Genomic DNA, 15111 nt, shown 5'->3' with positions numbered 1-15111 from the left:
GGCCATAGGCCGTTTTATCCATACATTTCCACTCATGCCAAACAATACTATCATAGAAGTTCAGAAAAGACAATAAATACATTCAGAAAAAAGAATATAATGAAATAATATGAACAATTTCTTAATACACAATAAACAAAAACACCGGAAGTCCCTGCTTTTACAGGAATTTCCGGAGTCTTGGCTGTTTATTAAAAATGGAATTGTTCCATTTTCTGGAGATAGCGAGATTCGAACTCGTGACCTATGCGTTGCGAACGCATCGCTCTCCCAACTGAGCTATATCCCCTTGTCTAAATTATAACACTCAAACGGGGAATTACAAGTGTTTTTTGCATGACTGGAAAAAGGAGGTTTATTTGGCAGCTTTTTCCGAAAAAACCGTAGTCACAAGATCTTCATACGGAACCCGTTTCTTTAACTGACCGGATTCTTCCAGAATATTCTGGAGAAGATCAAAGCTTTCCTTCTCAAAAACAGTATCCTTTTTCCAGGTATCCTGCGCTTTATAGCGGTCTACGATTGCAGCAATCGTTTCCACATCGGTTTCCTTAAACTGTGGCTGGATCACTTTTGCAATTTCCTCAGAAGAATGGGAATCAACATATTCCAATCCTTTCTGAATCGCATTGGTGAACTTCTGAATGATTTCCGGATTCTTTTCCATATAGCTTTTCTTTGCGCTGTAAGCAGTGTAGGGTACATATCCCGAATCAACACCCAGAGATGCTACAACAAAGCCGCTGCCTTCCTTTTCAAGTCCTGTGGCAAACGGTTCAAATTCTACGGTATAGTCGGCATCATTGCTGGTAAAAGCTGCGGCAGTTAATCCAAAGTTAATACTCTGGTCAATGGATAGGTCCGTGGCCGGATCCATGCCGTTCTTTTTTAATATATACTCAAAGACCATCTGAGGCATTCCCCCGGCTCTTCCTCCAAGTACTTTTTTCCCTTTCAGATCCGTCCATTTAAAATCAGGCTGGCTGGTTCTTCCTACCAGAAAGTTACCTGCACGCTGGGTCAGTTGTGCGAAGTTTACGGCATAGTCCTCAGAACCGTTGGCATAAGTATAGATGCTGGCTTCAGAACCCATAAATCCAATATCGGCATCACCTGAAATCAGTGCAGTCATAACTTTATCCGCCCCTGCTCCATTGATAAGGGTTAAATGGATACCCTCCTCCTCAAAATAACCAAGCTCAATGGCTGCGTATTGAGGCGCATAAAAGATGGAATGGGCGACTTCGTTTAATGTGACCGGAGTTAAATTTGATGGTTTTGCTTGTGAACCGCAGGCTGTCAGGCTGAGTATGGCAGTCCCGGTAAGTATAACAGACAGAAAAAAGTGTAAAGCTTTTCTCATACAATCCTCCTTAGGGAAATCTTAATACTACATATTATTAATTACTCGGAGATTGGTACCTTGTCTCAAAAAAAATCATAGTCTCATGGTCTCGGTGGTAACATGGAAGAAAAGAGGCCGGATGTGCTTTCTGGCCGAATATCTGCAGCTTGTAAAAGAGGCGGCCACCATGAAAGCCGCCAGTAATAAAAATATTGTCCGATTCACACGGTTCCTCCTTCTTTGGTTGTTCTGGTAGCATTGTATGAGAAGGGACAGGCACCTGTTACGCCCATTGAGCCGATTATTTATTTTAGAATGGATTAAGAAGATAAACTGTGATATACTGCTATGGTAAATCAACAAAAGCGGGAGAAATAGAATGAACTATCGAATGATTGTGCTGGATCTGGATGGAACGCTGACCAACCGGAATAAGGAGATTACCCCCAAAACAAAAGAAGCACTGTTTGAATTAAAGCGTCAGGGCGGTATGATTGTTCTGGCTTCCGGACGTCCTACTTATGGGATCATGCCGCTTGCCAGGGAACTGGAACTTGACAGGACCGGAGGATATATCTTATCTTTTAACGGCGGCAGGATCATTGACTGCAGCACCGGACAAACTGTTTTTGCAAAAGAACTGCCGGTGGAATCCAATGAAACGATTATAAGACTTTCCAAAGAACATGGAGTGAACCTCCTTACCTACGAGGAGGATTTGATCATTACTCCGGATGCTTCGGATCAATACGTAAAGAAAGAAGCTGCCATCAATAAGCTTCAGGTAAAAGAAATCAAAGATATGGAAGCTTACGTAAAGTTTCCGGTCGTAAAATTCTTAATGCTGGGAGAAGGAGACCTTCTTCAGATGGTGGAGCCAAAGGTAAAAGCTTTTCTTGGCGATGAATACAGTGTTTACCGTTCAGAGCCGTTCTTTTTAGAGATTCTTCCAAAAGGAATCGATAAAGCGGCCAGTCTGGAACGTCTGCTTGCCCGCCTGGGCATGAGCCGGGAAGAGATGATTGCCTGCGGAGATGGGTATAATGATTTGTCTATGATTGAGTATGCCGGGCTCGGTGTTGCCATGGAGAATGCAGTTACTGCAGTAAAAGAAGCGGCAGATTACGTGACCCTGTCAAACAATGCGGATGGTATCGCCCATGTGGTGGAAAAATATATGCTTTCCTGATCGGCTGGGGTGGATTTTAAGACTTTAATATGTTAAAATGTACCTGGAGTAAAAGTTGAATAAAGGGGACTGAATAATATTATGAATAAAAAGATTAAGACAGACGCGGTAGACCATCTGTTTGAAGCAATTTTAACCATAAAGACACCGGAAGAATGTTACACTTTTTTTGAGGATGTCTGTACGGTGAATGAGCTGTTAAGCTTATCCCAAAGGTATGAAGTGGCTAAGATGCTGAGAGAGGGCCGTACTTATTTGGAAATCGCAGAAAAAACAGGTGCATCCACTGCGACCATCAGCCGTGTCAACCGTTCCTTAAATTATGGAAACGACGGCTATGATATGGTGTTTAAACGTCTGGAAGAGAAGAAAGAAGATTAAAAAAAGGGACAGGCCTCAAGGGCTGTTGTCCCATATTTTTTAGTTACTTTTTCTTTTTATTCCCTGAATCACTTTCTGCCAGACCGTCAATGAGCTGTTCAATGACCTGCTTTTTCATATAAACGTCAAAGGAAAGGCTGCAGATCCAGGAGAAGAGACGTAGATACTCCTGGTCCTCAGGCTCTAAGTCTTTGTCCGCAAAGGCTGACTGGGCGTGTTCATATTTATCTTTGATATCCGCTTTGATGCGGCTTAATTCAGATTCTTCCTGCGCAAAGATCTCTTTGTATATTTCTTCCAGAGGCATATCCTCCGGCCGGTTGAAGTGTTTTTCTGTTATGGGGCGGAACATCTGCTCGATATCATGGAAGGAAAGAAGATTCTTAAAATAGTAGATAAATATAAGTAATAGAATGTGTTCTCTGGTATATTTCTTTTTATTGGGAGCCGGGAGAAGATTATTCTTGGCATAATTATTGATCATGGTTTTTGTGAGAACCTTGTCTTCCGGATAGCGTTTCGTATTTTTCAGATGTTCATCCATAAAGGTTGTGACCTGGTCCATATAGAGATCTATGTTAGGGATGGTTTCCGGTTTAATGTGCTGAAATGATTCTAAGTGCTTTAATATATCCTGCATTCTCTCGTCGTTTGTTTTCATGTATTCCTCCGTTCTGTGCGTGAAGTGCCCCACACAAGAGATAAATCACTTTATCATATTATATAGTATTCAATACCAGATGACAAGAGGTAAACGATGATAAAATATCAAATGTTTCAAAAGCCTGCAGGAGATTCTTGACTTTTGAGGAATGTATGATAATCTAAAACTATTAGTCTTACGAATGAAAGGAGATACAACATGATAAAAAAAGCATTGGCTACAGAAAAAGCACCGGCAGCGATCGGTCCGTATTCCCAGGGGGTGCGCTGCGGAGATTACGTATATGTATCAGGCCAGCTTCCCATTGACCCGGCTACCGGTGCATTTGCAGGAGATGATATTGCGGTACAGACCAGACAGTCCCTGACAAACATTCAGTCGATTCTGGCAAGTGACGGTTTAACCATGGACAATGTGGTAAAGACAACCGTATTGTTGAAAAATATCAGTGACTTCGCTGCCATGAATGAAGTATATGCAACTTTTTTTGAAGGAACATGTCCTGCAAGAGCTGCCTTTGAGGTTGCTGCTTTGCCAAAAGATTCGCTGATTGAAATTGAAGCGGTTGCCTATTGCGGTAAATAAATTTTTGGACTATATTATTAAAATAACATCAGGGAGTAGGGCTCTTAAAAAGCAATGCTCTCTTTTTTATTCCCGTAGGAACGGTAATTCGGGAGTCATTGTAGAAATTAAGGGCTTTTTGCGAAAGAAATGGGTTGCATATTGACGGACTTATATTATAATAAATTGAGGAAGTTCGATTGCTTCTTTACGTATCTGATGATTGATTTTACCCATCAGGAATAAAATCAAGGTTTAATTTAACAATGGAAGTTGGTACTTTTACGATGAATCTAAAAGAGACGGCAGAAGAATACTTAGACAGGATTCCAATGTGGGCCAATAAGAAAAATTCTCTGGCAGATATCCGAATGTTTTTGGGTGAGATGGGAGAGCCGGAAGAGAATATGAAGATTTTTCATGTGGCCGGAACCAATGGGAAAGGGTCGGTATGCGCATTTCTCCAGTCTGCCTTATTAAGTTCCGGATTCCGTGTGGGGACATTTACCTCGCCCCATCTGATTGAGACAAGGGAACGTTTTTCCATAGACGGAAAGATGGTTTCTGAAAATGCATTTTCAGAAAGTTACGAAAGTGTTCGGAAACTTTCTGAGCATATGGTGGAGAAAGGGTTCTGCCATCCTTCCTATTTTGAATTTCTGTTTTATATGGCAATGGACATGTTCCGGAAGGAGAAAGTGGATTATGTCATTCTGGAAGCAGGACTTGGAGGAAGGCTTGATACTACCAACGCCATAAGACATCCGCTTGTTTCGGTAATTACCTCCATCAGTCTGGATCATACAGAATATTTGGGGGATACGATTGAAAAAATTGCAGCAGAAAAAGCTGGTATTATTAAGAAAGGTGTTCCATTGGTTTTTGACGGGAATGACAGTCAGGCGTCTTGCGTAATAACATGCAGGGCAAAAGAGCTTGGCGTTTCCTTTTATGAAGTGGACAGGCATGACTATAGGATAACCGGTTATGAGGATTTTGGTTTTAAGGCCGGATTTATAAATACAAAAGGAGCGTTTGTCGAAGTCTCCATACCCTCCCACGGAGAGTATCAGATCATGAACGGGCTTCTTTCCTATCGCGCATTGGAAGCGGCTGGATTGGGAGGAATGAAAGGCATAAGGGAAGGATTTGCACAGATGCGCTGGCCGGCAAGGATGGAAGAGGTTTTGCCAGGTGTCTTCCTCGATGGTGCCCACAATCCGGGAGGAATAGAAGCATTTATAAAAGCAGCGTCTGGTTTATGCAGGAAGAGACAAAAACAGGCGGACCTTTTGTTTTCGGCAGTTTCCGGTAAGGATCACAAAACGATGATAAAAAGGATAGCCGGGTCACTTCCTTTGAATCATGTGGCGGTGGCTCATATGGATTCAGAACGGGGACTGGACGCGGAAATTCTTCTTCAGGAATTCCAAAGTTACTGCAAAAAACAGGCAAAAGGATTTACCACAGTAGAAGAGGCTGTTTTATATATGCTGAAGGAAAGAAAGGAAGGCCACCTGCTTTTTTGTGTTGGCTCTCTTTACTTAATGGGCGAAATTAAAGCAGTTTTAAGGAGGAACGGTTATGATTGATTTTGAAGCTGAAATTAACGAATACAGGCCAAGCCTTGAGGTTGATGCTATTGAAGATGCCATTGTGAGAAGCGATTTGACGGATATGAAGGACTTAATGATGGATCTTATAAAAGAAGTCAGCAAGGAATAGGCGGTTAAGATATGGATTATGAAAGAAAAACCCGTTATATAGCAAACAGCTATTACAATATGGGACTGGATAAAGCCAGGCTCAGGGATTTATCCGGAGCAGCAGAATGTCTGAAGAAAAGCCTGCATTTTAATAAGTATATGACAGATGCAAGAAACCTTTTGGGACTTATATATTATGAGGTCGGAGAGGTGGGCGACGCTCTGGTCCAGTGGGTAATCAGTATGAACCTTCAGCCGGAGGAGAACCGGGCAGATTATTATCTGGGAGAAATACAGCGGAAAAAAGGCACTATGGATAATGAACGGCGTCTGGTGCGCAGATTCAATCAGGCGCTGGTATACGCGCAGAATGGAAGCGAGGATCTTGCAATCTTACAGCTGAACAAAGTGGTGGAAAGCAAGCCAAACTATGTAAAAGCCCAGCTTTTGTTTGCCATACTGTGCATTGCCAGAGGGGATTACCAAAAAGCGGGCAAGGCAGTTAATAAGGTGCTCCAGATTGACTGCAACCACCCCAAGGCCTTATACTATAAATCTCTGGTGAAGTCTTCCGGTGTGAATATAAAGTCTGAGAAGGAACCGGAAAAGAGAAAACTGAAAAACGCAGTTTCCCACAGACAGATGGAAGATGATGATGTGATCATACCTCCCAGTTACAGGGAAACCACAAGGGACCAGGCCGTTATGAATATTCTGGCGGGGCTTGTTTTGGGGGCAGCCGTTATCTTTTTCCTGGTCATGCCTGCCAATACAAAATCCATCAATGAAGCTCATAACAAGGAGATGTTAAAATACAGCGAACAGTTGAGCCAGGCCAATAAAAAGTCTGACAGCTTAAATGCCCAGCTGGAGACCTTAAAGGCGGAGAAAAAGGCAGCAGAGGATTCTCTGGCCTCCCTGACCAATAATGCTGACAGCATTTTAGCCCAGTATCAGGCAGTCATAGGCATTCTTGAGGCGTATAAAAAGAATGATTTTAATACAGCAGTCAAGATCTATGCCGGTTTGGACCCGACCCTCATCACTTCAGAGGATGTACAGGCAGTCATTGGAGAAATCAGAAAAGATATGGCTGAGAAGGGGACGTCCATTTTGGAAGACCTGGGAGATAAAGCGACGGCAGCCGGTGACAGCCAGACAGCACTTGTTTATTATTCAAAATGTATAGAGTTGAAACCAGCCAGCTGGCAGGCAAAATTTAAGTCTGCAGTCATTTATAAGGGAATGGATCAGAAGGATCAGGCCAATGGGCTGTTTTCCGATATTATCAATAACAGCAAAGATGCAGAATTAACAGCAAAAGCAAAAACAGAACGTGGTTTTTAAAAAACAGTTCTATGAAAAGACACTACAGAAGAGAAATCTTTTTTTGTGGTGTCTTTTTTCTATTACGGGAAGACAATAAGGAATGGAGGAGATTGCATATGAATCAACCGCACTTTACCTATGAGGCAGATGGTCATACACTGATCGTACATCTGCCGGAGGAGCTGGATCATCATAACTGCTCGGGACTGAAATACGAAACCGATTTGATCCTGTCAGAAAATTATATCAAACGGATTCTGTTTGATTTTACAAAAACAAGATTTATGGATTCCTCGGGATTAGGAATTTTGTTGAATCGATACAAACAGATGGCTTTAAGCGGGGGAACCGTTGCCATCTACGGTGCAGGCGCCCAGGCTCTCCGCATTCTTAAAATGGGAGGCATTTTAAAATTAATGAAATTATATGACTCTAAGGAAGCAGCAGTCACAGGTTGAGGAGGAACGTATGTCTGAACAGAACAAACCAGAAATTCTGAAAATGGAATTGGAAGCCTTGTCAAAGAATGAGGAGTTTGCCAGAGTGGCAGTGGCTGTTTTTATGGCAAGATTGAATCCTACTCTGGAAGAGGTGGATGATGTAAAAACAGCCGTGTCAGAGGCAGTTACCAATGCGGTCATCCATGGATATCAGGGGAAGGGAGGGATTATATACCTGGAAGTTGGGGTGGAAGGTCAGGAGATATCCATTACCATTCGGGATACAGGAATCGGGATACCGGATATTAAGCAGGCCATGGAGCCCATGTATACCACAGATCCTGACGGAGAGCGTACCGGCATGGGATTTTCCTTTATGGAGGCATTTATGGACCAGGTGGAAGTACAATCGGCGCCGAATGAAGGAACTGCCGTGACCATGAAAAAGAAGATTAACGGGTGAGCCCTATGGATGAGACCATGAGATTGATAGAAATGGCTCACGAAGGAGATAAAGCGGCAAGGGATCAGCTTGTAACGGATAATTTCGGGTTGATCTGGAGCATTGTGCGCAGGTTTACAGGGCGTGGTTATGAACCGGAGGATTTATTTCAGATTGGCAGCATTGGTTTAATGAAAGCCATCGATAAATTTGATTTATCCTACGATGTAAAATTTTCCACTTATGCGGTGCCCATGATTACAGGAGAAATCAAACGGTTCTTAAGAGATGACGGAATGATCAAAGTCAGCCGTTCCATTAAGGAGATGGCATTGAAAGTAAAACGGGTGCGGGAAGAGCTGGTGTTTCGTTTTGGCAGAGAGCCTACGGTGGAAGAAATCGCCGGAGAAATCGGGGCCAGCAAAGAAGAAGTGGCAGCCTCCATGGAAGCTGGTGCAGAGGTGGAATCCTTATATCGTTCCGTCAATAAAAATGATGAAAACAGCATTTTGCTGATTGATAAGATCGAAGAAGAAAGCTCTGCCCAGGAAGAACTTCTAAACCGTATGGTGCTTCGGGATCTGCTTACGGAACTTTCTGACAAAGACAGAGAGATTATAATCAGGCGCTATTATTACAATGAAACCCAAAGTCAGATTGCATTAAAACTGGGAATATCCCAGGTTCAGGTTTCCCGGCTGGAAAAAAAGATTTTAAAGCAAATGCGTGAAAAATTATAGAATAAAAAAATCTGTACGGCTCATACTAACTTTGAAAAACCAGAGAAAAGGATGTGAGCACGTATGGAATCCGTTAAACATAAGCTTGTCATGGCACTTCTTGTAGTGTGCCTGATTGCAGTTGCAGTTGCTATCTGGTATATGATTGCGGTTATGCCGGATGGTCTTGAAAAAGAAGGTACTCTTGTAGAAGCATTTCCCGGATTGGGGATGATGGTTTCATGAGCAAGACAGTATACTTAAACATCAATGAAATTACCGAAGTACGCCATAAGGAGATCCAGCTGAAAGATGTAGCTGACGTATATTGTGATGATTCTGCCACTATGAATAAGTGTAAGGCCATGAGAATCAAAACCATTCATCTGGATCAGAATAAAAGGTATGTGGAAAGCGCTCTCGATGTCATAAAGAAGCTGGTGGAGATGGACCCCACCATATCTGTCACGAATGTAGGAAAAGTGGAATATATCATCGATTACCACAAGCCTAAGCCTCCGTATTGGGCATGGCAATGGGCAAAAACTATTTTTGTATGTATCATATGTTTCTGCGGTGCTTCTTTTGCAATTATGACTTTTAATAACGATGTCAGTGTAACGGATGTATTTAAGGAGATTTATAAAATTGTGATGAGGAAGGAGTCAAGCGGATTCACAATTATGGAAGTCAGCTATTCTGTTGGCCTGTTTTTGGGAATTGTCGGTTTTTTTAATCATTTTGCAAAGTTCAAGATCAATACTGATCCGACGCCCATTGAGGTGGAAATGCGCCTTTATGAAGATAACGTCAGCAAAACTCTGATCCAGAATGATGGAAGAAAGGAGTCCGATATTGATGTTACTTAAAGAAGTATTCCTTTGTTTTATCGGGTTAAGCGCTGGCGGCATTATCGCAGCCGGCGTTTTTGCTTTTTTAGCAATGATAGGTATCTTCCCCCGGATCATCGGATATACCAAAACCAAAAAACACATCATTCTGTTTGAAACGTGCATTATCCTTGGTGGAGTACTGGGAAATATCTCAGATATTTATGAATTCCCCATAGGTTTTGGAGGGAATGTGGCTTTGGGGATTTACGGTTTAGCTGTAGGAATATTCGTAGGCTGCCTGGTGATGTCACTTGCAGAAACGTTAAAAGCACTGCCTGTCATCAGCCGCCGGATCCATATTGGGGTTGGTCTGCAGTATATCATTCTATCCCTTGGACTTGGCAAAATGGTGGGATCGCTGGTTTTTTTTGCAGAACGGTTCGGACAGTAACCGGATATATGGTACAGAATGGAGGAAAACAATGGAGATAAACAAAAAAGCTTATGAAGCATATGTAAAAGAAGTAACACCGGTAAATAAAAAAATACCGGGGCTTATAAAAGCATTTTTCGTAGGAGGAATCATATGCACCCTGGGACAGCTTTGTACAAATTATTTCATGAATCTGGGGATTGAAAAAGAATCTGCTGCTTCCTGGACCCTTCTGGTCCTGATTGCAGCCAGTGTGATTTTGACTGGACTTAATATCTATCCCAAAATCGTAAAATTCGGAGGTGCCGGTGCCCTGGTGCCGATTACTGGCTTTGCAAACTCAGTCGTGGCTCCGGCTGTGGAATTTAAGGCGGAAGGTCAGGTATTTGGTATTGGCTGTAAGATATTTACCATTGCCGGTCCCGTCATTTTATATGGAATATTAAGCTCCTGGATTCTTGGAGTTATCGCCTATGTATTAATGGCTTTTGGGATACTGTAGGTAGGAACAAGCAGAGAAATGGAGAGAGAACATGCAGTTAGGAAAAGCAAGCATAAAATTTGAGGAACCGCCGGTCATTGAAAGTATGGCATCAATTGTCGGTAAAAAAGAAGGGCAGGGCCCTTTGGGTAAACTATTTGATGTGGTAGAGCAGGATGATATGTTTGGAGCGGATACCTGGGAAAAGGCAGAGAGTGCTCTCCAGAAGCAGACCGCTGATCTTGCCATAGAAAAGAGGGATATACGGAGAAAAGATATTCGCTATTTGTTTGCCGGTGATTTGCTTGGACAGCTGATCGCCACTTCTTTTGGAACTGTGGATCTGGAAATACCGCTGTTTGGTTTATTCGGAGCATGCTCCACCATGGGAGAAGCATTGAACCTTGGAGCAATGACAGTAGCAGCCGGCTATGCCGATAAAGTAATGACTATGGCTTCCAGTCATTTTGCAACGGCAGAAAAGCAATTCCGTTTTCCGCTGGGATACGGAAACCAACGGCCGTTTTCCGCCTCATGGACCGTAACCGGATGCGGTGCCATTATTCTTGGAAAAAACAAAAAGGAAGGTATCGCTGCCATTTCCGGAATCACCACCGGCCGTATGGTGGATATGGGAATCAAGGATTCCATGAACATGGGGGCAGCCATGGCTCCGTCAGCCTTCCACACCATTCAGCAGAATTTTGACGATTTTTCAGTTGATGAGTCCTATTATGATAAAATCATTACAGGTGATTTGGGGCAGGTCGGCCGGACCATTTTACTGGATTTTATGAAAAACAAAGGTCATGATCTGGAAAAGATCCATACAGACTGCGGAATCGAAATTTTTGACAGTGAGTCTCAGGACACACATGCTGGAGGAAGCGGCTGCGGCTGTGCCGCTGCAACCCTGTGTGCTTATATTCTTCCCAAAGTGCAGAGCGGAGAGTGGAAAAGGGTTTTATTCGTTCCCACAGGCGCATTGCTTTCCACGGTCAGCTTCAATGAAGGAGAAACTATTCCCGGCATTGCCCATGGAGTCGTTATAGAGCATATTGAAAGCCACTCATAAGAGGAAAGGAGCAAGCGATGGACTACGTAAAAGCATTTTTAGTTGGAGGAGTAATCTGCGCACTGATACAGATATTAATGGACAATACAAAGCTGATGCCAGGCCGTATTATGGTACTTCTGGTGGTAAGCGGAAGCATTCTTGGTGCTGTTGGGCTTTATCAGCCGTTTGCTGATTGGGCAGGCGCAGGAGCCACAGTTCCGCTTCTGGGTTTTGGAAACACCCTATGGAAAGGTGTTTGGAAGAGCATGGGGGAAGATGGATTTCTGGGAATATTCAAAGGCGGGTTTACTGCCAGTGCAGTAGGTATTTCCGGGGCACTTATCTTTGGCTATCTGGGCTCTATTTTATTTAAGCCAAAGATGAAGAGTTAAGAACGGAACAAAATATTTGTTTTTTCTTTTTATTGACAGTGAAAAAAAATCGTGCTATTCTAAATAAAAATTAATAGTACAAGTTCTATGTTGACATTTGGTCGCATAAAGGGGTACACCACCTAGGGTGTAGCTTTTTGTGCGGCCTTTTTTATTGCAAAGGAGGTGAGCTTGTGATTCGTATTAATGGAATGGAGGTTCTGGCAGATAACCAGTTATTAAGTGATTGCCTTAAAAATAACGGCTATCGTTTGGAACGGGTTGCAGTTGCGGTAAATGGACAGATTGTTCCAAAAGTCCAGTACAGCGCGACTGTTTTAATGCCGGGCGACAGAGTTGAAGTCGTCTCACTTGTAGGAGGCGGCTGATGTTTCTTTTACTGGAACAAACCATATGAGGGTATAAAAATTGATTACATACGAATAGGAGCAAATTATATGAAACATCAGGATTTATTGGTTTTAGGCGGTAAGGAATTTTCTTCAAGATTTATTTTGGGTTCAGGAAAATATTCTCTGGATCTGATAAAGGCTGCAATAGAATGTGCAGAGGCACAAATGATTACACTGGCAGTACGCAGAACAAATACAAAAGAAAATGAAAATATTCTCGATTACATTCCGAAGGAAGTAACCTTGCTTCCCAACACGTCTGGAGCGAGAAATGCAGAAGAAGCAGTGAAAATAGCAAGGTTTGCAAGAGAACTTGGCTGCGGAAATTTCGTAAAAGTAGAGATTATGAGGGATACCAAATACCTGCTTCCAGATAATGCAGAAACGGTCAGGGCCACCGAACAGTTGGCAAAGGAAGGGTTTATTGTACTGGCTTACATGTATCCGGATCTATATGCGGCCAGGGATTTGGTCAATGCAGGAGCGGCTTCTGTCATGCCGCTGGCAGCTCCTATCGGCTCAAACAAGGGCCTTGCCACAAAAGAATTCATTCAGATACTAATTGATGAAATCGATGTTCCGATTATCGTGGATGCCGGAATCGGCAAACCATCAGAAGCTTGCCAGGCAATGGAAATGGGAGCAGCGGCTGTTATGGCAAACACCGCAATTGCAACAGCCGGAGACATTCCCTTGATGGCAGCAGCTTTTAAGCAGGCGGTATGCTCCGGGAGAAAGGCATATCTGTCCGGTCTTGGAAGAGTTTTGGAACGGGGAGCCGCTTCTTCTGACCCGATAACAGGATTTTTAAGGGATTCATGAAAGACTTTGAATCATAAGATGGTTTTCGTAAGTAAGATAAATCGGGAGTGAAACAGAATGAATGAAAATAGCTTTTTTATAGATTCCGGCCGGTTAAGTCCGGCCGCAAGTAAAAAGAAACACTTATTAGAGGAAGATCCGGCCAGCCGGACCAATCATATGGAATATCTGCCCGGTATGGACCAGATATCGTCTGACATTATGTCAAAGGTCACAGAAACCATGAATTCCTTTGATTACAGCCGCTATCATCAGGAGGATGTAAAGAGAGCATTGTTCCATAAAACTTGCAGCATCGAAGATTTTAAGGCTCTTTTATCCCCGGCTGCAATGCCTTTTCTGGAGGAAATGGCATTGCGGGCCAGGCAGGAGACGGGAAAGTTTTTTGGCAATACCGTCTATGTGTTTACGCCGCTCTACATTGCCAATTATTGTACCAACTACTGCGTTTACTGTGGATTTAACTGCTATAATAACATCAATCGTAAAAAGCTGGACATGCAGGAAATCGAGAAGGAGATGAAAGTGATTGCTGATTCTGGTATTGAAGAGATACTGATCCTTACGGGAGAAAGCCCGGAACAAAGCAATGTGGAATACATTGCCCAGGCATGCCGGTTGGGGAAAAAGTATTTCCGAAACATAGGACTTGAAATATATCCGGTCAATGTGGCTGAGTATGGGTATCTGCATCAGTGCGGCGTGGATTACATAACGGTTTTCCAGGAAACCTATGATTCAGACCGATACGAAAAGCTGCATTTACTGGGGCGCAAAAGGATTTATCCCTATCGTTTTGAAGCACAGGAGCGGGCGATTATGGGAGGAATGAGAGGGGTAGGTATGTCTGCCCTGCTTGGACTTGGGGACTTTCGTAAGGATGCGCTTGCAACTGCAATGCACGTATACTGTCTCCAAAAGAAGTACCCTCACGTGGAATTCTCCTTATCCTGCCCAAGGCTAAGACCGATTGTCAACAATACGGATATCCGGTCCTTGGATGTTCATGAAACACAGTTGTGTCAGATCTTGTGCGCTTACCGTATTTTTCTGCCCTATGTGGGAATCACGGTATCTTCAAGAGAAAGCAGTGATTTTCGCAATGGAATCGTTAAAATTGCTGCAACAAAGGTATCAGCCGGAGTATCAACAGGAATCGGGGACCACGAAAATAAATATGAAGGAAAGGATAAACAGGACGCAGGAGATGAGCAGTTTGAAATTGCTGATGAAAGAACGTTGGATGCGATGTACCGCGATATCAAATCAAAAGGTCTGCAGCCTGTTTTAAATGATTACATCTATGTCTAAAGTTCTATGTATTACAAACCGCAGCCTTGCCGGGACAGATTTTCTCCGGCAGATAGAAAAAATTGCAGCCGCAGGGCCGGAAGCCGTTATTTTAAGGGAAAAGGACTTATCTGAAAAGGAATATGAGGAATTGGCCTCTAAGGTGTCTGAAATCTGCAGAAAAAGGCAGGTTCCCTGCATTTATCATACCTACATAATGACAGCAGAGAAACAGAAAGCGGGCGGCATTCATTTACCCCTTGTGCAGCTGAGAGAGGTCTACCGTGAAGCAAAGGAACGGTTTCTTATCATCGGCTGTTCCACGCATTCTGTCGATGAAGCTCTGGAAGCGCAGTCGTTAGGTGCCACCTATATCACGGCCGGCCATGTGTTTCAAACGGATTGTAAAAAGGGGGTTCCACCCCGGGGTCTATCTTATTTAAAAGAAGTCTGCAGCACGGTTTCTATCCCTGTGTACGCATTAGGCGGCATAGACAGGATAAACGCTTCACAATGTCTGGAAGCGGGTGCAGCCGGAGTCTGTATGATGTCTCCGTTTATGAAAAGCAGCAATCCAGCGGAACTGGTAAACGGCGTGTAATCATAAATAAATGTAGGAAAAGAGGAATCAA

22 protein-coding genes and 1 tRNA gene are annotated in these 15111 nt (G+C 43.1%); 19 read left to right on the top strand and 4 right to left on the bottom strand.

Annotated elements, in window-relative coordinates; all coding sequences use genetic code 11:
- Positions 1-216: 216 nt before the first annotated feature.
- The 3 genes from ACLTWA_RS04115 to ACLTWA_RS04105 all read right to left on the bottom strand — a co-directional run bounded on the left by ACLTWA_RS04115 (position 217) and on the right by ACLTWA_RS04105 (position 1570).
- Positions 217-289: transfer RNA gene (locus ACLTWA_RS04115), tRNA-Ala, on the bottom strand.
- A gap of 66 nt (positions 290-355) precedes the next feature.
- A complete protein-coding gene (locus tag ACLTWA_RS04110; protein ID WP_412326289.1) occupies positions 356-1363 on the bottom strand; it encodes an ABC transporter substrate-binding protein in 1008 nt (335 codons plus the stop codon).
- 75 nt (positions 1364-1438) lie between these two features.
- Positions 1439-1570 carry a hypothetical protein gene (locus ACLTWA_RS04105; RefSeq protein WP_412326288.1) on the bottom strand — a complete coding sequence of 44 codons (132 nt, stop codon included), beginning with the start codon at positions 1568-1570 and terminating at the stop codon, positions 1439-1441.
- Positions 1571-1724: 154 nt separating this feature from the next.
- Between ACLTWA_RS04105 and ACLTWA_RS04100 the strand changes: the two genes are divergently transcribed.
- Both ACLTWA_RS04100 and ACLTWA_RS04095 read left to right on the top strand, forming a co-directional pair.
- Entirely contained in the window at positions 1725-2534 is an 810-nt protein-coding gene (locus ACLTWA_RS04100; protein ID WP_412326287.1) for a Cof-type HAD-IIB family hydrolase, read from the top strand.
- 81 nt (positions 2535-2615) lie between these two features.
- Positions 2616-2915: a YerC/YecD family TrpR-related protein gene (locus ACLTWA_RS04095; RefSeq protein WP_412326286.1), complete on the top strand. Its 300-nt coding sequence runs from the start codon at positions 2616-2618 to the stop codon at positions 2913-2915.
- Positions 2916-2958: 43 nt separating this feature from the next.
- Here the strand turns inward: ACLTWA_RS04095 and ACLTWA_RS04090 are convergent, their stop codons facing one another.
- Entirely contained in the window at positions 2959-3576 is a 618-nt protein-coding gene (locus ACLTWA_RS04090) for a DUF1836 domain-containing protein (protein ID WP_412326285.1), read from the bottom strand.
- A gap of 204 nt (positions 3577-3780) precedes the next feature.
- Between ACLTWA_RS04090 and ACLTWA_RS04085 the strand changes: the two genes are divergently transcribed.
- The 17 genes from ACLTWA_RS04085 to ACLTWA_RS04005 all read left to right on the top strand — a co-directional run bounded on the left by ACLTWA_RS04085 (position 3781) and on the right by ACLTWA_RS04005 (position 15080).
- Positions 3781-4164, top strand: a complete 384-nt coding sequence (locus ACLTWA_RS04085) for a RidA family protein (protein WP_412327172.1) — start codon at positions 3781-3783, stop codon at positions 4162-4164.
- A gap of 245 nt (positions 4165-4409) precedes the next feature.
- Positions 4410-5735 carry a bifunctional folylpolyglutamate synthase/dihydrofolate synthase gene (locus tag ACLTWA_RS04080; RefSeq protein ID WP_412326284.1) on the top strand — a complete coding sequence of 442 codons (1326 nt, stop codon included), beginning with the start codon at positions 4410-4412 and terminating at the stop codon, positions 5733-5735.
- Positions 5728-5868 (top strand): hypothetical protein, encoded by a 141-nt coding sequence (locus tag ACLTWA_RS04075; protein ID WP_412326283.1) that lies wholly within the window; start codon positions 5728-5730, stop codon positions 5866-5868. The genes ACLTWA_RS04080 and ACLTWA_RS04075 overlap by 8 nt, the downstream gene beginning before the upstream one ends.
- Positions 5869-5879: 11 nt before the next feature.
- Positions 5880-7196 carry a hypothetical protein gene (locus ACLTWA_RS04070; RefSeq protein ID WP_412326281.1) on the top strand — a complete coding sequence of 439 codons (1317 nt, stop codon included), beginning with the start codon at positions 5880-5882 and terminating at the stop codon, positions 7194-7196.
- A gap of 98 nt (positions 7197-7294) precedes the next feature.
- Positions 7295-7636, top strand: a complete 342-nt coding sequence (locus ACLTWA_RS04065; protein WP_394526321.1) for an anti-sigma factor antagonist — start codon at positions 7295-7297, stop codon at positions 7634-7636.
- 10 nt (positions 7637-7646) lie between these two features.
- Positions 7647-8081, top strand: coding sequence for an anti-sigma F factor (spoIIAB, locus tag ACLTWA_RS04060; RefSeq protein ID WP_412326280.1), 435 nt, complete (start codon positions 7647-7649; stop codon positions 8079-8081).
- Between the two features lie 5 nt (positions 8082-8086).
- The gene (gene sigF, locus ACLTWA_RS04055) at positions 8087-8800 is read left to right on the top strand and encodes an RNA polymerase sporulation sigma factor SigF (RefSeq protein ID WP_412326279.1); all 714 of its coding nucleotides are present in this window, start codon (positions 8087-8089) and stop codon (positions 8798-8800) included.
- 63 nt (positions 8801-8863) lie between these two features.
- Positions 8864-9025, top strand: coding sequence for a hypothetical protein (locus ACLTWA_RS04050; protein WP_412326278.1), 162 nt, complete (start codon positions 8864-8866; stop codon positions 9023-9025).
- Positions 9022-9648: a stage V sporulation protein AA gene (locus tag ACLTWA_RS04045; RefSeq protein WP_412326277.1), complete on the top strand. Its 627-nt coding sequence runs from the start codon at positions 9022-9024 to the stop codon at positions 9646-9648. Before ACLTWA_RS04050 ends, ACLTWA_RS04045 begins: the two co-directional genes overlap by 4 nt.
- On the top strand, positions 9635-10063 hold the full coding sequence (locus ACLTWA_RS04040) for a stage V sporulation protein AB (RefSeq protein ID WP_412326276.1): 429 nt from the start codon (positions 9635-9637) through the stop codon (positions 10061-10063). The genes ACLTWA_RS04045 and ACLTWA_RS04040 overlap by 14 nt, the downstream gene beginning before the upstream one ends.
- A gap of 31 nt (positions 10064-10094) precedes the next feature.
- The gene (locus tag ACLTWA_RS04035; RefSeq protein WP_412326274.1) at positions 10095-10547 is read left to right on the top strand and encodes a SpoVA/SpoVAEb family sporulation membrane protein; all 453 of its coding nucleotides are present in this window, start codon (positions 10095-10097) and stop codon (positions 10545-10547) included.
- Positions 10548-10578: 31 nt separating this feature from the next.
- A complete protein-coding gene (gene spoVAD / locus ACLTWA_RS04030; RefSeq protein ID WP_412326273.1) occupies positions 10579-11601 on the top strand; it encodes a stage V sporulation protein AD in 1023 nt (340 codons plus the stop codon).
- Between the two features lie 17 nt (positions 11602-11618).
- Positions 11619-11975, top strand: a complete 357-nt coding sequence (locus ACLTWA_RS04025) for a SpoVA/SpoVAEb family sporulation membrane protein (protein WP_412326272.1) — start codon at positions 11619-11621, stop codon at positions 11973-11975.
- A gap of 173 nt (positions 11976-12148) precedes the next feature.
- The gene (gene thiS / locus ACLTWA_RS04020) at positions 12149-12343 is read left to right on the top strand and encodes a sulfur carrier protein ThiS (protein WP_412326271.1); all 195 of its coding nucleotides are present in this window, start codon (positions 12149-12151) and stop codon (positions 12341-12343) included.
- Between the two features lie 69 nt (positions 12344-12412).
- Positions 12413-13189 (top strand): thiazole synthase, encoded by a 777-nt coding sequence (locus tag ACLTWA_RS04015; RefSeq protein WP_412326270.1) that lies wholly within the window; start codon positions 12413-12415, stop codon positions 13187-13189.
- Between the two features lie 57 nt (positions 13190-13246).
- Positions 13247-14500 (top strand): 2-iminoacetate synthase ThiH, encoded by a 1254-nt coding sequence (gene thiH / locus ACLTWA_RS04010; RefSeq protein WP_412326269.1) that lies wholly within the window; start codon positions 13247-13249, stop codon positions 14498-14500.
- The gene (locus ACLTWA_RS04005; RefSeq protein WP_412326267.1) at positions 14493-15080 is read left to right on the top strand and encodes a thiamine phosphate synthase; all 588 of its coding nucleotides are present in this window, start codon (positions 14493-14495) and stop codon (positions 15078-15080) included. Before thiH ends, ACLTWA_RS04005 begins: the two co-directional genes overlap by 8 nt.
- Positions 15081-15111 lie beyond the last annotated feature (31 nt).

Source organism: Lacrimispora sp., assembly GCF_046972725.1.
In the GTDB taxonomy this organism is placed as follows: Bacteria; Bacillota; Clostridia; order Lachnospirales; family Lachnospiraceae; genus Lacrimispora.
This window is presented reverse-complemented; position numbering and strand designations above follow the sequence as displayed.

Excerpts from the sequence above, each read along its gene's own strand:
- ACLTWA_RS04110 (WP_412326289.1), bottom strand. The coding sequence starts at position 1,363 with ATGAGAAAAGCTTTACACTTTTTTCTGTCTGTTATACTTACCGGGACT.
- ACLTWA_RS04100 (WP_412326287.1), top strand. The coding sequence starts at position 1,725 with ATGAACTATCGAATGATTGTGCTGGATCTGGATGGAACGCTGACCAAC.
- ACLTWA_RS04095 (WP_412326286.1), top strand. The coding sequence starts at position 2,616 with ATGAATAAAAAGATTAAGACAGACGCGGTAGACCATCTGTTTGAAGCA.
- ACLTWA_RS04090 (WP_412326285.1), bottom strand. The coding sequence starts at position 3,576 with ATGAAAACAAACGACGAGAGAATGCAGGATATATTAAAGCACTTAGAA.
- ACLTWA_RS04080 (WP_412326284.1), top strand. The coding sequence starts at position 4,410 with ATGGAAGTTGGTACTTTTACGATGAATCTAAAAGAGACGGCAGAAGAA.
- ACLTWA_RS04075 (WP_412326283.1), top strand. The coding sequence starts at position 5,728 with ATGATTGATTTTGAAGCTGAAATTAACGAATACAGGCCAAGCCTTGAG.
- ACLTWA_RS04070 (WP_412326281.1), top strand. The coding sequence starts at position 5,880 with ATGGATTATGAAAGAAAAACCCGTTATATAGCAAACAGCTATTACAAT.
- ACLTWA_RS04065 (WP_394526321.1), top strand. The coding sequence starts at position 7,295 with ATGAATCAACCGCACTTTACCTATGAGGCAGATGGTCATACACTGATC.
- spoIIAB (WP_412326280.1), top strand. The coding sequence starts at position 7,647 with ATGTCTGAACAGAACAAACCAGAAATTCTGAAAATGGAATTGGAAGCC.
- sigF (WP_412326279.1), top strand. The coding sequence starts at position 8,087 with ATGGATGAGACCATGAGATTGATAGAAATGGCTCACGAAGGAGATAAA.
- ACLTWA_RS04050 (WP_412326278.1), top strand. The coding sequence starts at position 8,864 with ATGGAATCCGTTAAACATAAGCTTGTCATGGCACTTCTTGTAGTGTGC.
- ACLTWA_RS04045 (WP_412326277.1), top strand. The coding sequence starts at position 9,022 with ATGAGCAAGACAGTATACTTAAACATCAATGAAATTACCGAAGTACGC.
- ACLTWA_RS04035 (WP_412326274.1), top strand. The coding sequence starts at position 10,095 with ATGGAGATAAACAAAAAAGCTTATGAAGCATATGTAAAAGAAGTAACA.
- spoVAD (WP_412326273.1), top strand. The coding sequence starts at position 10,579 with ATGCAGTTAGGAAAAGCAAGCATAAAATTTGAGGAACCGCCGGTCATT.
- ACLTWA_RS04025 (WP_412326272.1), top strand. The coding sequence starts at position 11,619 with ATGGACTACGTAAAAGCATTTTTAGTTGGAGGAGTAATCTGCGCACTG.
- ACLTWA_RS04015 (WP_412326270.1), top strand. The coding sequence starts at position 12,413 with ATGAAACATCAGGATTTATTGGTTTTAGGCGGTAAGGAATTTTCTTCA.
- thiH (WP_412326269.1), top strand. The coding sequence starts at position 13,247 with ATGAATGAAAATAGCTTTTTTATAGATTCCGGCCGGTTAAGTCCGGCC.
- ACLTWA_RS04005 (WP_412326267.1), top strand. The coding sequence starts at position 14,493 with ATGTCTAAAGTTCTATGTATTACAAACCGCAGCCTTGCCGGGACAGAT.